Origin of the sequence: Runella limosa DSM 17973, assembly GCF_000482465.1 — a bacterium.
In the GTDB taxonomy this organism is placed as follows: Bacteria; Bacteroidota; Bacteroidia; order Cytophagales; family Spirosomataceae; genus Runella; species Runella limosa.
In genome coordinates this window covers 280290-294356 of record NZ_AXVJ01000025.1, presented here as the reverse complement: position 1 = coordinate 294356, position 14067 = coordinate 280290, and the positions used below count along the sequence as shown (strand labels likewise).

Below are 14067 nucleotides of genomic sequence, written 5' to 3'. Positions count from 1 at the left end.
ATAACCCTAAAAAAGGCAATCAATGTTTTAAAAAACTGAGTAGAAACATGAAAACTACCCTATTATTTATCTTCTGTTGTTTATGCTCCCATTTATTGTGCGCCAATACATTGCTTGGCAACGAATCTCATAAAGCGATAAAAGTATATGGGACGATACTTCTAAAGAAAGACGCTGGTGAAATGCGTGATATAAAAGTGGCTGAATTAGGGAACCCTACGACTCCGCAAGCGAGATTCAGAGCCGTCAACGACTATGCTAATCGAAATGGTTTCTTAGGGGCCTTCCCAAATTTCCATGAAGCCAACTACAATACTGGCCACGTATATGGAGTATGTCTGATCAGAAAAGAAGCAGGAGAATGGCGAGATGTTAAGGCTACAGACCTTGGGAATCCCACCCGTTTTGAAGAGTTTTTCAGAGCGGTGAATGACTATGCTTACAGAAATGGCTTTGTGGGTGGTTTTGCTAATTTTTACGAAGCAACTTATACCCAGGGAAAAGTATATGGAGTTATACTCATTAAAAAATCTCATGCTGAATGGCGAGATATTTCTGCGAATGATTTAAACAATCCCACTACCCCCGAAGCTCGGTTTAGAGAAACCCAAGGCTATGCCAGTGCCAATCATTTTTTAAGTGGTTTTCCCAATTTTTATGAAGCGGAGAAACCTAATATAGTCATCAATCCAGACGGTGGCTTAAAACAAACGCCTTCTCTTACGATAAGCTATAAACACATTATCAATAATACTACTGTCCTTTATTCTAAGTCCAATCAAGAAGCAACCAATAACTACCGGGAAACAACGGACAAAGTCAATGAAGAAGGACAAAGGGAGTCAAATGGTAAAATTATCAATTGTCGAACTGAATTTAAAACCTTAAATTTTGAAAGTATTGATCAAGATGTAGTAGATAATTCAACCATCAATCGTTTTTATCCGGGCGCTGTATTTGATCTTTACGATGTACAGAAAGTGGGCGAGTTCAAAGAAATCAACAAAGAAAAAAATCCACTCAATGTAAGCATATTGGCTTCAACGGTGAGTTCTCCAACCGCCTTGGTAGAAACCCCTACTGTTAATTCTATCAGAAATACACTGGGGGAATTGATGAATCGAAAAGCGACGGGTAATCCAAAAACAGTTGAACGTACTTTGGTTACAGAAGTATATTCCAAGGAAGATTTCAGGATGAAGTTAGGATTGAATGTTTCCTATTTATCAGCTGGGCTGAACACACTTTTTGATTTTGGGAATGGGTCGGAAAGGCGTAAATTTTTGATGGATTATAAAAGCGAATGGTTTTCGGTATTGGCCGAACCTACGACCACTCTTTTTAAAGATAAAACAGTTAGTAACAGTTTGGTATATGTTGACAAAGTGATTTATGGAGTAAGAATTTTAGTAGCATTTGAGGATGAAAATTTTTACAACGATTTTACCAATAACACAGATGTGAAATACTCTTCCGGTGCATTAAGCGCGAAAGTGAATATGGAAATCAGCGACAGGAATAAGTATCAAAATACCTCATTTAAAGTATTTACTTGGGGAGCAGCAGGCGGTACCTCTGGTAGAATTGCGTCAGTGCGAGGGTATGACGCCTTAATGGACGAATTGAATAAAGTGTTTAACGAAATGAAACAATGGGATAATTATCCCTCGGCTTGGGGTACACCTATTGCATATTCATTGCGATTTTTGGATGGTTCGATAGCAATGGCACAGGCAGGACTTGAAAATATACCTCGGCGTATTTGTGATGCAGTAGGTTCAATCAATGAAATAACGCTTGATTTAAACTCTGTTGCCTCCACAGATGGTGGGTTTTACGGTTCAATTACATTAAAGCTTTTTGATAAAAATAATCAGGAAATACTTCCGATTGATGGGAATAAGCAACCATTGATAAACGTGCCTGAACGAGCAAAAACAAATGTGATGAATAATCCTAACATCAGCAGAGTTTACAAATTAGCTGATTCACAGGCCGAAGGGGCTTATTTTCAATTTTTTTATAATATCTGGGACTATGACTCGGGAAGTGGCAATGATTTTTGCAGATTCCCAGGCGACCGCAACCCAAAAGTTTCCTTAAAACAACAAGGTCGATGGGTTATTGACCATACTTTGGAAGATGATACAGACGACGATCAGGTAAAAATTCAGTACACGGTGAGCCGCAAATAAAAATGGAAAATAAAAGCAATTGCTTTTTTCTGATAGGTGAAAAATGACCAGTCATCGGTTGCTGTTTGTTGGTAGCCGATGATTTTTTATTTAATCCATTTTTTGACTTAACTCCACACTACTTTCCACGAAACACCCCATTTTAATCTATTAATTGCCGTTTTTTACCGATAGAATCGGAATTGTATTCTACTAATGTGTCTGAAGGACGAATAAAGGCTGAAAAACGCCTCTAATCGGCCAAAAATCGCCACTTATCGTCGTTTGACTACCCTCAGTCTATTGCATTTTTTTGCGAACTGCTTACCTATTTGTTTTGTGTCATCAAAACGAACAAAGCAGATGAAAAATATTCTCACTCTCGTCATAGTAGCATTGGGCATGACAGCCGCCCACGCTCAATTTCCAGGTGGCCCAGGTGGTATGCAAAGCGGTGATGGCAATGGCCGTAACCGTAACACTCAAACACAACAGCCTAGCCTTAATTTAGAAAGTACCGCACCCAAAGGCAATTCACGCATCACAGGTTTTGTGATTGATTCTGCTGCCACACAAGCGGTGGAGTTTGCAAACATCGCACTCTTCAACAAAGCCACAGGCAAGCCCGTAGATGGTACCATGGCCGATGAAAAAGGGAAGTTTACCTTAAAAAGCATCGCCGCTGGTGACTATAAATTGATGATTTCGTTCATTGGCTTTAAAGACAAAACCATTGACAACATCAAACTCGCGAAAGGCCAAGAGTTAGATCTTGCAGTTATAAAACTTAGTCCTGACGTGCGTACCCTTGCTGAAGTGGTCGTGACGGGAGAGAAAGCCATGATTGAAGAAAAAGTGGACCGCATGGTGTATAACGCCGAAAAAGACCTCACGTCTCGTGGGGGTGATGCCGCAGATATTCTTAAAAAAGTACCGATGTTGAGCGTCGATTTGGACGGAAACGTTTCGCTTCGCGGAAGCTCTAACATTCGAGTATTGATTAACAACAAACCCTCAACAATCGTAGCGAGTAGCATTGCGGATGCCTTGAAAATGATTCCTGCCGATTTGATTAAATCGGTGGAAGTAATCACTTCTCCCTCAGCTAAGTACGATGCTGAAGGTTCTGCGGGTATTATCAATATCATTACCAAAAAATCAACCCTCCAAGGGCTTACCCTAAACCTCGATGCTGGGGTAGGGGTGCGTGGCTCAAACCTCAGCCTAAACGGTAACTACCGCCAAGGAAAATTGGGAATCACGCTCGGTGGATTTGGACGGATGTTTTACAACAAAGCCGCTACTACCTTGGACCAAACGACGATTCAGAACGGAGTATCATTGTTGACTAAACAATCGACCGATGCGTATGACAATGGGTTATTTGGACGTTACAACCTCGGATTTGATTATGATTTGGGAAAAAATCAGTCATTGACGGCGGGGGTGAGCTTTGGAACGCGTAACATGATTCGTAGCCAAGACATGACAAGTAACTTATTTACCAACAACGCATTAACTTCTACTACGCTCCGTGATGTAACTACCCGCGACCTTTCAAATAACGTGGATATGAACCTCGACTACATTCGTACGTTCAAAACTCCAGGGAAAGAGTGGTCGATTTCGACACAATACAGCCGCAGTAACCTTACCAATAATTTCAATGCTGACCTTTTGAGCCAAAGCAGCACGTTGTTGAGCCGTCAGAAGAACTTGAACTCGAACGTCAACCAAGAGGCGACGATTCAGACCGATTACCAAACGCCAATCAAAGCCAATCAGATGTTTGAAATTGGTGCCAAAACCATCATGCGCCAAGTAAATAGCGATTTTAGCTACCAAGTGGCAGGGGCAACGGGTGAGTTTGCGGCCGATGCACGTAATCCAAAAGGGTTGCTGAACTACAACCAAAACATCGTGGCAGGGTATATGTCTTACACTTACTCTACTGCCAACAAATATACCTTTAAAGTAGGGTCGCGCTATGAATATACAACGATTGATGCCCAAGACCAAATTGGCAAAATCAACATTCCTAGCTACGGTAGCTTAGTGCCAAGCATCAATATTTCAAAGAATATCAAAGGAAAAACAACGGTAAAAGCAGCCTATAACCGCCGTATTCAGCGCCCAGGTTTGCAGCAGTTGAACCCCAACTTTAACGCCGCTAACCCATACAATATCAGCATCGGAAATCCGAACTTGAAGCCAGAATTGACCGATAATTTTGAGCTAGCGTTGAGTACAAGCATCAAGAAAACGTACCTCAATGCCTCGGTGTTTAGCCGCTCAACCAACAACAGCATCATGCGTTTGAGTTCGCCTTCTGATACCCTCGCAGGAGCAATTATTACAACCTTTGAAAACATCGGGAAGCAACAAGTAGTGGGCGCTAATATCTTCGCCAACGTATATCTTACACCAAAATGGACTTTGAATGGCGGCGTGGATGTGTATTACAACTACTTGGAAGGCAAAGTGCAGGGCTTGGATGGAACTTCAATCAATACCAGCAACTCGGGTGTGGTGATTGGCGGACGGATTATGTCAAGTCTTTCGCTCAACAAAGGCTGGGCGGTGCAAGCACACGGCGGTATGAGAGGAAACCAAGTGACGCTTCAAGGAACACAAGGAAGCTTCTACATGTACTCGTTGGGTGTTCGTAAAGAATTCAACAATAAAAAAGGAAGCCTTGGTCTTGCCACAGACAACTTCTTGGGTGGCATGAGAATGACTTCAACTTCGGTGACTCCGATTTTGAATCAAACGATGGTCAACAATATCTATAACCAAAACATCAAGCTGACATTCAGCTACAAGATTGGTAAAATGAGCTTTGTTGCTCCTAAGAAAACCAAAGGCGTAAGAAACGACGACGTAAAAGAAGGCGGCGATAACAACTAAGCCACCTTACTTTCAAAGAAAAGTAGATAGATAGAATGAATAAGACAAACGGCGGGCAATTGCTCGCCGTTTGTCTTTGTATCATTTTGGTACAAAAATGATTTTCAACTATTTTGAAAACTTCTAAATTGAAAATTATTTTCTAATGTCGAGCAACACTTAACAGAAAGCGTACGTAATGTTGGGTAAATGACCAACCAATAGTTCAACACATGGAACGCTATTCGCGCTATCAATTTTTAAAATCAATGGGGTTTAAAGGGGCAGCTTTGATGGCATTGATGACCTCCTGTATTCGAGAAGAAGATACCTACGTGGAAGCTCTCTCGGTTAACCCAAATTCGAGTACTGGCACAAGCACGGGGACAGGAACTGGTACTGGTACAAGCACAGGGACAGGTTCAGGAACTGGAAGTAGCACTGGTAGTACAACAGGTTCAACGACCGACCTCAGCACCATTACCAATCGGCTTCTTACAATCGACCTTACTGCTACGGCCAACGCCGCACTGAAAACAGTAGGTGGGTATCTTGTTAAGAGTGGTATTGTGGTGGCGCAGTCGAGCGCAGGAGTGTATGTCGCGGCGACCCAAACTTGTACACATGAACCCAAAAAGAAAATCATTTTTAACAAAACAGAGTACTATTGCACCGACCACGGCGCGCGTTTTGACCTTACGGGTAGGGGCTTAAACAGTTTTGGTAGCAAGGGCCTTACCGTTTACAAAACCGCTACCGATGGTACAACCCTTGTTGTTTATAGTTAATCAAACTTTCTTCCTCCATTAACCATGAAATTTATCACGTCACTTCTCATCAGCACATTGTGGCTGGCCGCTCCGCAATGGGGCAACGATTTTTCTAAGGCTCAAAACGAAGCCAATCAAGCTCACAAATACATCTTATTGAACTTCTGTGGTTCTGACTGGTGTGGGCCTTGCATTAAGTTGAAAAAAGATATTTTTGAATCCGCTGATTTTGAACAATATGCGTCTCAGCATTTGGTGTTGGTAAGGGCAGATTTTCCCCGTTTGAAAAAAAATCAGTTAGAAGCAAAACTGACCTTCCACAATGAATCGTTGGCCGACAAATACAATTCTCAGGGAAAGTTTCCGCTGACTGTCTTGGTAGATGCCCATGGCAAAGTTGTGAAAGAATGGGAAGGATACCCAGCATCAATGAGTACCCAGTCGCTTATCAATGATATTGATGCCGTGATCAACAGCAAACAATAAACGCCGTCTTTACTTGAAAACCTTGCACAAACGCGTGTGTCGATTGATGGGCAATCGTTTCGAAATCAGCGCTGTATCAGAAAATGAAACTTGGGCACAAGCGCGAATTGATGAGGCAATAGCTGAAATTCAACGGATTGAAGCGCTTTTTACTACCTTCAACGACAATAGCCAGACCAATCGAATCAACGCCAACGCAGGAATTTCGCCCGTAAAAGTAGATCGAGAAGTGTTTGAATTAGTAAAGCGGTCGCTGCGAATCTCGGAGGTTACCCAAGGCGCATTTGACATTACGTACGGGTCGATAGACAAGAGTTTGTGGAATTTTGATACCCAAATGACGGCCTTACCCGACCCCAAAACCGCCCGCCAAATGGTGCGACTGATCAATTACCGCAATGTGATTTTGGGCGAAGCAGAAGGTAGCGTCTTTTTGAAAGAAAAGGGAATGCGTATAGGTTTTGGCGGTATAGGCAAAGGATACGCCGCCGAAATGGCCAAAAGGCTGATGATGCAACGAGGTGTAGAAAACGGAATTGTGAATGCGTCGGGAGACTTGACCACTTGGGGGACTCAGCCCAACGGCGAACCTTGGACGATTGGAATCGCTCATCCCGATGCCAAAGAACAACCTTTTTCGTACTTCAACATCAGCAACATTTCAGTCGCCACTTCGGGGAATTACGAAAAATATGTAATGATAGGGGGGAAGAAATATTCACATACGATTGACCCCAAAACGGGCTTGCCCGTATCAGGGATTAAAAGTGTGACGATTATTTGTCCCAATGCCGAAATTGCAGATGCCATGGCCACGCCCGTAACTGTGATGGGCGTCCGAGTTGGGTTAGATTTAATTAACCAGATGCAAGGAATGGCCTGCGTCATTATTGATGATACAAATCGTGTGTTTACCTCAAAAAATATCAAAATCAGTTAGGCAATTTTTCAATTTGCCAATTCGGCAATTTGAAAATGAAGGCCAATCAGATTAATCCAAATCCTATGAAAAAGCAGTTGAAATATGGGTTCATCTTCGCTCTGGTTGTGGGAAGTATGACCTCTTGCGTGACGGTGAAAGAATACCAAAAGAGCCGTATCAATGACTCCGAAATGGAATTGTCGGCCCGCAAGTCTGAAAAGTTTGAGCAAAGTTTTTACCTCTATCGGGAGGGAGCTTCAGGAGCCAATGGTGGCAAAAGCGGCGGTGGCTGTGGTTGTAACTAGCGTATTTTCTACCTATGTATCTTTCATCGTAAATTTTAATGAAAAAAATCATCATCAGTGTAGGGCTGCTCGCGGGGCTGCTTCGGGGAGGCTATGCCCAATCCGAAAAAGACACCTACGAAAAGCGTAAACTCAGAATCGACGAAGTAAACTTGGTCAGTAGCTATTACGGACAAGATGGGAATAACTCAGCCGTGACGGGGGGAATAGGTACCGAAAAATTAGGCGATTTTGCCAATTCGATTGATTTGAAATTGTCGTTTATTGACCGAAAAAGCCGCCAACACAGCATCGTGGCCGATTTCAACATCGACCATTATACTTCCGCTTCCTCCGATAATATCGACCCGTTGACGGTTTCGTCGGCCTCGCGCAGCGATACGCACGTTTATCCGTCGCTTTCGTGGAGCGTAAAAGACGATGCTACGCATACCACGAGGGGCATAAGTTATTCTTATTCGACCGAATACGACTATCAATCGCACGGGATAAACCTTAGTTTTTCTAAGTCATCGAAAGACAATAACCGTGAGTTTAGCCTAAAAGCAGGGGCATTTTTTGATACTTGGACGGCGATTCTTCCCTCCGAACTACGCCCATCGGGCTATGGCTCTGCGGCCGAAGGAGACCGTGATCCTGTGGCTTACAAACCACGAAATTCGTACAATTTAGCGCTGTCGCTTTCGCAGGTTATCAATAAACGTTTGCAAGTACTCTTTACGGTAGAGCCTTCTTTTCAACAGGGACTGCTCAGTACGCCATATCACCGAGTATATTTTACGAATGGTTCACATACGGTAGAAAAACTACCTGGAAGTCGTTTCAAACTACCCGTGGGAGCACGTATCAGCTACTTTGCAGGCGACCGCCTTATTTTGCGGGGGTTTTATCGGTTCTACAACGACGATTGGGGAATGACGGCGCATACTGTTAACGTAGAAGCTTCGTACAAAGCGACGCCGTTTTTCTCAGTTAGTCCGTTTTATCGGTTTAGCAACCAAACCGCCGTGCGTTACTTCAAACCGTACGCCCAGCACCAGGTCACCGAAACGTATTATACCAGCGACTATGATATTTCGGGTTTTACTAGCCATTTCGTAGGCATGGGGCTTCGGTTTGCGCCGCCAGGTGGTATGTTTGGAATCAAACATTGGAATACCATTGAGGTGCGTTATGGGCATTATATGCGTAGCACAGGCATGGTGGGCAACAGCATTACGCTGGCAATGAAGTTGAAGTAAAATTAGGTTTCCGTTTTTATACCTTAGTAGCCCCGATGCTTTTTCGTCGGGGCTTTTTGTTTTTTGCCCACAGCTAGAAGCAGGTTAATAAACAAAAAAGCCTCTCAATTGCTTGAGAGGCTTCGGTTGGCGGACAAGGACTTTAACCGATGCTCATTATCAGGTACTTATGTGTGTATTTTGGAAAGGTTTTAGAAAAAACTATAGCCTTCCACTTTTTTGAAACAAAAAGTTAGTTTCTCTCGTTAAATAGCATATAACTTAGTCTTTAATGCGTGGTGTCTAGTTGTGTCTTGACAGAAACATCTTCAATATTTTTAAGCTTCGCATTATCGTTTTGAAGAGTAATTATTTTTCGGAGATATTCTATCTCTGCTTCTCTGGCTTCATATAGTTTTTTTGACATTATAACTTCTTCCCCTCTGTACACAACCCCTTCTTTTTTTATTTGCTCCTCAAACAGTTGAGCAACTGTTACTTGTAATACAGAAGCTAACTTTTGTAATATTTCATCCTTCCTTGGCTTCGCGCCCTTTGTAAGCCAATCCGAAACGGTTGATTGTCTTACTCCTACCAATTCCGCCAACTCCTTCTGGCTTATTTTTTTTTCTGTTAAAAGTCTGTTTAGATTCTTTCCAAATTGCGTCATGATGTGTAAAAATATGTGTTAAACACTTGCGATATGTGTTAAGCCGAACTATATTTGTCTCGACAAAAACGCACAGACAAAAATGCACAGACAATGACCAAAAAGCAAAACAATATGAGTAAACGGTCAGAAAGTGACGAATTCGATACCAATTACTGGCGTAAACGGTTTAAGGAAGTCTTACCGAAATGCCCTAAAAACTGGATGAAGACTTTGGTTGAACACAATTCTAGTTTTGATTCATATGAATCAACGATGGTAATGTTCGCGGTGAAAAGAGGGAGAGCGGGCTTACAAAAAACGAGGGAGGTGGTAATCGCCTTAGAAGAAATGATCAACGTACCGAAGCCCATAGCTAAAACCGTCTTCCAACGCTGGAAGTCTAAAAGTCTAGTTCAAAAATGAGAACCATCCAAGTAACAGACCTTGTCTATTCTTATTTGACCAAAAGTCAAACTCGGATACTTACATTGTCGGAAGGGCCTGTACACACTTGGCTGAAAAAAACCCTTACTGTTGAAAAAGCGACCTGCTACATATCCGCGAGTCGGAAAGTAGTATTCTATCCGAACATCCTGCCTATCGTAACCGAGGTAGATGTCCACTGGACTAGAAGACGTGAACTTCTGAACGAGCTTGAAACATTCCTGTTCAACGAGATTGCAGAAGCGCAACTTCGCATCGAAGTACACGCACGAATGGCCGACGCCAAAGAGCTAATTAAGGGCTACGAGGCTTTTTGCACAGAACATGGATTGACGGAAGATGTGCTTCCGTTTGAGCGCGTAATGCGCACTTACACGAATAAACGCCCTGAGGAATGGAGACGCTACAAAAAGTGATTTTTTTCGTGAGGTTTCATCTACCTCACTTGGTTTTAATTATTGGCTGTATAGCCATGTTACCATTTTTACTAAGATTTAAATTAAAAAAGTAAACTGTTTAATCATGACTGCTAACACAACTTGGAAATTCTCAGAGAACAAGCAAGTGCTTGTAAATGAGACAACCTCCTATATTTTGGGAGGTGTAAATTACCTAAATGGCTGGTACTGCCCCTGGGCAATGCTAAACGATAGGCGCGTAGAGCTTGCGCACGCTCCTACTGATAACATCGCTAAACGCACAGTTGAGAATTATATCATTAACATTCAACAACTTGACGACAATGTGTAAGAAAGTATGGCAGCGCGGCGACGAGTGGGGAATGCTCTACTGCATGGCATACACCATCATGCAGCACAGCGACTACAATCATGTAGTAGATACTCAATCCCATCAGGTTTTAGGGGATGCCTTGGAGCGTATCTATCGCACCAAAACGATAGGTAGTACCTATATCATTTTTAGTCAAGCAGAAATGGACGTTCTTCTTCGTATCGTCAATTGGTACGATGATATGATGGTGGAAGTGGCGGAAGTTGCGTCGAAAATCAACCCTCAATTTTTTGAATCTGCGTACATGATGTGCGGAAAAGTGAAACGTAACCTGGTATTATATGCTACACTCTATGAAGCAGCGTAATAATGTGTTGCGCATTGCGACACCATTCGATGTGAACAGCGTAGAAGACGCTGTTAGAAGTGGGAAATTTAAGTTTTTCAGCGAGCCCCAGCGCGGGGCCTGCCGACGAATTTTGCACGATGCCATCCGCGACCTGCCACGCCGATTTTGTTATCCCAACTTGACGTGGAGCTACCAGCAGGAAGCGCTAAGACTCAACTATTTATTAACCTTTTTCGACATTTAATACAATGAGACTTTTTAAAGTAACCTATAGATTCCCTAAAAAAAAGACAATAGTTAAGTTCGTTTCTGGGGATTACCAACGTGAAGTTTTTCATAATGCCTGTATTGAAGCACATAGCTTCGAGGAGTCTTGCATAGGAATTGAAGTAGTACTTCATAGCACTTCACATGATCAAGGATGACTTTTTAGCCGAATACCGAGAAATCATCCTGCTGGAAAACTTTGACCAAGCCCGTAACGATGTAATGTATTGGCTACGTAAACAGGTCGAATATCAAGAAAAGTTACAGGGAAAGTTGGACCAGGCAAGAGAGAAAGCCTTCGATAATCCTGCGATGCTAGACGAGGTTAAACGCCTCACTTGGCAAGTAGATAACCACCAACACGGCTTAGCCATCATTGTCGCTTTCCTCGAAGCATCTGAAACAGCTTTGGAGGTATTTCGGGAAAAAATGCTGTCCACAATCGAAATGGATAGCCTAAAATTGAACATGCTTGGATTCTACCAAAAAGCTTGGTTGGAGTCCATGGAAGAATTAACCAGTCGCGTCTATAAACAAGACTGGGAAAACGGACTAAATCAACTCTATTCCATTTTGGAAGAACGTAAAAAAACAATAGGTGATGGATCTTTTAGCCAGTATCAAAAACAAAATACAAGTCAAGGAGCAAGCCAAAACTACAGCGCTAAACCATGCACCTAAGCCTAAAAAGGAGAAAAAAGTAAAAGTTCTTCCGACTGCTGTAGCCGAGGGAGCTGATGAGTCTGACAGGGATTGGTCGTGGTATTATGCGATGCCCGACGGGGTGGAGCAAACCAAAAAACTGGTAGATGATACGCACGAGTATGGGATTATTATGGTGGAGCGAGAAGGCAAGGCTACGGGTATCTACCGAGCCAATATTGAGTATATAGGCAAGGAGGTTAAATACACCCAAATCAGCAATTTCACCATCAGAATCCTGTACCACATTCACCGTGGGCGAACCGCCAAACGCGTGGTTTTGCTCGTAAATGATCGTAACCGTGAGGCGATTGCCGACAGTGAAACTAACCAGCTTACGAGCTTGCAAAAGTTTGTGGATTTTGCGGCGATGCAGGGAAATTTCTCGTTTTGGGGGAAGTCTCCCGACCTGCAAAAGGTACTTAGGAAGCTCTACGATGAAGAAAAGCCAGGTTTCCAAATCGAGACTTTGGGCTGGTACCGACGCTCCAAATTTTTTGTGTTTGCCAATGGGATTTTTGACGGGACGTTTCGGCCTGTGGATAAGTACGGAATTGTGGAAGACTCGAAGGAGAGCTTCTACATTCCTTATGCCAATCCGCCCGACGAATATCAGTACCAAAACGAGCGCAAATTCTGGTACGATGGCAAATCAAAGGTGAGTTTCCAGAAATGGGCACCGCTTTTCTACCAAACTTTTGGCATGAACGGCGCGGCTATGATGCTCTACGCCACGGCCTGTTTGTTCAGCTCGGACATCTTTGCGTACATGAATCGTTTTCCACTGATGTTTCTGTACGGCGAAGGGGGGTCTGGAAAGGGTACGTTGGTCGAATCGTTGCAAGCCTGGTGGGGCAAACCCCAACCGCCCATCAAGATTTCGGAAAAGGCGAACACGGATAAGGCAAAAATCAGAAAGTTGGCGCAGTACGTGGATGCAATGGTGTATTTCAACGAGTTTACGAGCGACGTGGACATCTCGGTGATTAAGACCCTATCGGGTTTTTACGACCGCTTTGGGTACGAAAGGGCGTCGATGGATACTAAATTTGGTACGGAAACGGTGCCGATTAATAGCGGCGTGGTGATAGACGGCAACTTTTACCCTGCCGATGATGATCCATTGTTGCAACGGCTTATCGTGCTGGAAATGAACTCGAATGAGCGCTCGAAAGAGCAACGCGACAACTACGACCGCCTGATGCGAATGAACGAAAAGGGCATCACGACTGTGACGGGGGAGCTGCTACGACACCGCGAAATGTTGGACAAGCAGTTCAGGGCGATGTTCCGAAATACCTTCGATTCGTTTCGGGTGTTTTGCAAGGATGTGAAGGCCCCCGACCGTATGTTTTCTAACTACGCGGTGCTTTTGACCTGCTACAAGGCCCTTGCTCCCGTGGTACCGTGGCCGTTTAATTATTTTGAAATGGCGAAGTTTCTACGTGAGACTTTGCGCCAGCAAAGCTCGAAACGTGCCGTGGGCGGTGCGGTCTCGAACTTCTGGGGAGTGCTGGAGCATCTAATCAGTACGAAGGTGATAGCCGATGGTAATCAGTTTGAGATTAGAGATAACCTGTTTTACCTGCGTTTTTCGCTCATTCATCCGCTGTACTTAGAGCATCACTTTCGGATTTATCGCAAGGCTGGGTTGAACCGAACCACCTTGCAAGACAAGTTGAAAGATAGCGATGCGTTTGTGGAGTCGAAGGCGAACCACCGTTTTGCAGGAAATTGGAAAAGTGTAACTTCCTGTATGGTGTTTAGCCTGGACAAAATCGGGGTAAAAATCGAGGAAATAGTATCGTCGATGAAATACAAAGGCGAAAATGAGGGTAGTGTTCCTACGTTACCCTACGGTGAAGGCCAAACGCCTTCGCAACCAGCTGGACATATTCCTTTTTAGGGAAAAATGTAATGTGCTGACAATCAGATATTAGCAAAAAACGCATTTTTTTTAGTTTCAAAATCGTGTTTTTGCTTCCTACGTGTTCCTACGTTCTTTTCTTTGCTACTATTCCTTTCTATTGTATTGATAATAAGAAAGTTAATAATAATAAAAAAAAGAAATAACGTAGGAAGAACGTAGGACAACGTAGGAACACGTAGGAGAACGTAGGAACGTAGGAAGCGTAGGAAGCGTAGGAAGGCGTTTTGT

At 43.3% G+C, this 14067-nt stretch carries 14 protein-coding genes; 13 read left to right on the top strand and 1 reads right to left on the bottom strand.

The features are described from left to right. The first annotated feature begins 47 nt into the window (after positions 1-47). The 7 genes from K339_RS0101425 to K339_RS0101395 all read left to right on the top strand — a co-directional run bounded on the left by K339_RS0101425 (position 48) and on the right by K339_RS0101395 (position 8784). On the top strand, positions 48-2195 hold the full coding sequence (locus K339_RS0101425; protein WP_084332069.1) for a thiol-activated cytolysin family protein: 2148 nt from the start codon (positions 48-50) through the stop codon (positions 2193-2195). Positions 2196-2537: 342 nt separating this feature from the next. After that, positions 2538-5081 carry a TonB-dependent receptor gene (locus K339_RS0101420; RefSeq protein WP_028522005.1) on the top strand — a complete coding sequence of 848 codons (2544 nt, stop codon included), beginning with the start codon at positions 2538-2540 and terminating at the stop codon, positions 5079-5081. A 212-nt stretch (positions 5082-5293) separates the two neighbouring features. Continuing rightward, complete coding sequence (locus tag K339_RS0101415) at positions 5294-5848, top strand: Rieske (2Fe-2S) protein (protein WP_229598676.1); 555 nt, start codon at positions 5294-5296, stop codon at positions 5846-5848. A 24-nt stretch (positions 5849-5872) separates the two neighbouring features. After that, positions 5873-6316 (top strand): thioredoxin family protein, encoded by a 444-nt coding sequence (locus K339_RS0101410; protein WP_028522003.1) that lies wholly within the window; start codon positions 5873-5875, stop codon positions 6314-6316. Positions 6317-6329: 13 nt separating this feature from the next. Then, entirely contained in the window at positions 6330-7256 is a 927-nt protein-coding gene (locus K339_RS0101405) for an FAD:protein FMN transferase (RefSeq protein WP_028522002.1), read from the top strand. 65 nt (positions 7257-7321) lie between these two features. After that, positions 7322-7543, top strand: a complete 222-nt coding sequence (locus K339_RS0101400) for a DUF4266 domain-containing protein (RefSeq protein WP_037298928.1) — start codon at positions 7322-7324, stop codon at positions 7541-7543. A gap of 38 nt (positions 7544-7581) precedes the next feature. Beyond that, the gene (locus K339_RS0101395) at positions 7582-8784 is read left to right on the top strand and encodes a DUF3570 domain-containing protein (RefSeq protein ID WP_028522000.1); all 1203 of its coding nucleotides are present in this window, start codon (positions 7582-7584) and stop codon (positions 8782-8784) included. A gap of 268 nt (positions 8785-9052) precedes the next feature. Here K339_RS0101395 and K339_RS35660 read toward each other — a convergent pair whose 3' ends face one another. Beyond that, the gene (locus K339_RS35660; RefSeq protein WP_051397726.1) at positions 9053-9433 is read right to left on the bottom strand and encodes a helix-turn-helix domain-containing protein; all 381 of its coding nucleotides are present in this window, start codon (positions 9431-9433) and stop codon (positions 9053-9055) included. Between the two features lie 401 nt (positions 9434-9834). Between K339_RS35660 and K339_RS0101380 the strand changes: the two genes are divergently transcribed. The 6 genes from K339_RS0101380 to K339_RS0101355 all read left to right on the top strand — a co-directional run bounded on the left by K339_RS0101380 (position 9835) and on the right by K339_RS0101355 (position 13815). Then, a complete protein-coding gene (locus tag K339_RS0101380) occupies positions 9835-10275 on the top strand; it encodes a hypothetical protein (protein WP_028521998.1) in 441 nt (146 codons plus the stop codon). A gap of 106 nt (positions 10276-10381) precedes the next feature. Then, the gene (locus K339_RS0101375) at positions 10382-10609 is read left to right on the top strand and encodes a hypothetical protein (RefSeq protein ID WP_028521997.1); all 228 of its coding nucleotides are present in this window, start codon (positions 10382-10384) and stop codon (positions 10607-10609) included. Continuing rightward, positions 10602-10958, top strand: coding sequence for a hypothetical protein (locus K339_RS0101370; protein ID WP_028521996.1), 357 nt, complete (start codon positions 10602-10604; stop codon positions 10956-10958). The genes K339_RS0101375 and K339_RS0101370 overlap by 8 nt, the downstream gene beginning before the upstream one ends. After that, positions 10945-11184, top strand: coding sequence for a hypothetical protein (locus K339_RS36930; RefSeq protein ID WP_157607442.1), 240 nt, complete (start codon positions 10945-10947; stop codon positions 11182-11184). Before K339_RS0101370 ends, K339_RS36930 begins: the two co-directional genes overlap by 14 nt. A gap of 167 nt (positions 11185-11351) precedes the next feature. Continuing rightward, the gene (locus K339_RS0101360; protein ID WP_028521995.1) at positions 11352-11888 is read left to right on the top strand and encodes a hypothetical protein; all 537 of its coding nucleotides are present in this window, start codon (positions 11352-11354) and stop codon (positions 11886-11888) included. Then, positions 11809-13815, top strand: coding sequence for a hypothetical protein (locus tag K339_RS0101355; RefSeq protein WP_028521994.1), 2007 nt, complete (start codon positions 11809-11811; stop codon positions 13813-13815). Before K339_RS0101360 ends, K339_RS0101355 begins: the two co-directional genes overlap by 80 nt. Positions 13816-14067: the final 252 nt, after the last annotated feature.

Excerpts from the sequence above, each read along its gene's own strand:
- K339_RS0101425 (WP_084332069.1), top strand. The coding sequence starts at position 48 with ATGAAAACTACCCTATTATTTATCTTCTGTTGTTTATGCTCCCATTTA.
- K339_RS0101420 (WP_028522005.1), top strand. The coding sequence starts at position 2,538 with ATGAAAAATATTCTCACTCTCGTCATAGTAGCATTGGGCATGACAGCC.
- K339_RS0101415 (WP_229598676.1), top strand. The coding sequence starts at position 5,294 with ATGGAACGCTATTCGCGCTATCAATTTTTAAAATCAATGGGGTTTAAA.
- K339_RS0101410 (WP_028522003.1), top strand. The coding sequence starts at position 5,873 with ATGAAATTTATCACGTCACTTCTCATCAGCACATTGTGGCTGGCCGCT.
- K339_RS0101400 (WP_037298928.1), top strand. The coding sequence starts at position 7,322 with ATGAAAAAGCAGTTGAAATATGGGTTCATCTTCGCTCTGGTTGTGGGA.
- K339_RS0101395 (WP_028522000.1), top strand. The coding sequence starts at position 7,582 with ATGAAAAAAATCATCATCAGTGTAGGGCTGCTCGCGGGGCTGCTTCGG.
- K339_RS35660 (WP_051397726.1), bottom strand. The coding sequence starts at position 9,433 with ATGACGCAATTTGGAAAGAATCTAAACAGACTTTTAACAGAAAAAAAA.
- K339_RS0101380 (WP_028521998.1), top strand. The coding sequence starts at position 9,835 with ATGAGAACCATCCAAGTAACAGACCTTGTCTATTCTTATTTGACCAAA.
- K339_RS0101375 (WP_028521997.1), top strand. The coding sequence starts at position 10,382 with ATGACTGCTAACACAACTTGGAAATTCTCAGAGAACAAGCAAGTGCTT.
- K339_RS0101370 (WP_028521996.1), top strand. The coding sequence starts at position 10,602 with ATGTGTAAGAAAGTATGGCAGCGCGGCGACGAGTGGGGAATGCTCTAC.
- K339_RS36930 (WP_157607442.1), top strand. The coding sequence starts at position 10,945 with ATGAAGCAGCGTAATAATGTGTTGCGCATTGCGACACCATTCGATGTG.
- K339_RS0101360 (WP_028521995.1), top strand. The coding sequence starts at position 11,352 with ATGATCAAGGATGACTTTTTAGCCGAATACCGAGAAATCATCCTGCTG.
- K339_RS0101355 (WP_028521994.1), top strand. The coding sequence starts at position 11,809 with ATGGATCTTTTAGCCAGTATCAAAAACAAAATACAAGTCAAGGAGCAA.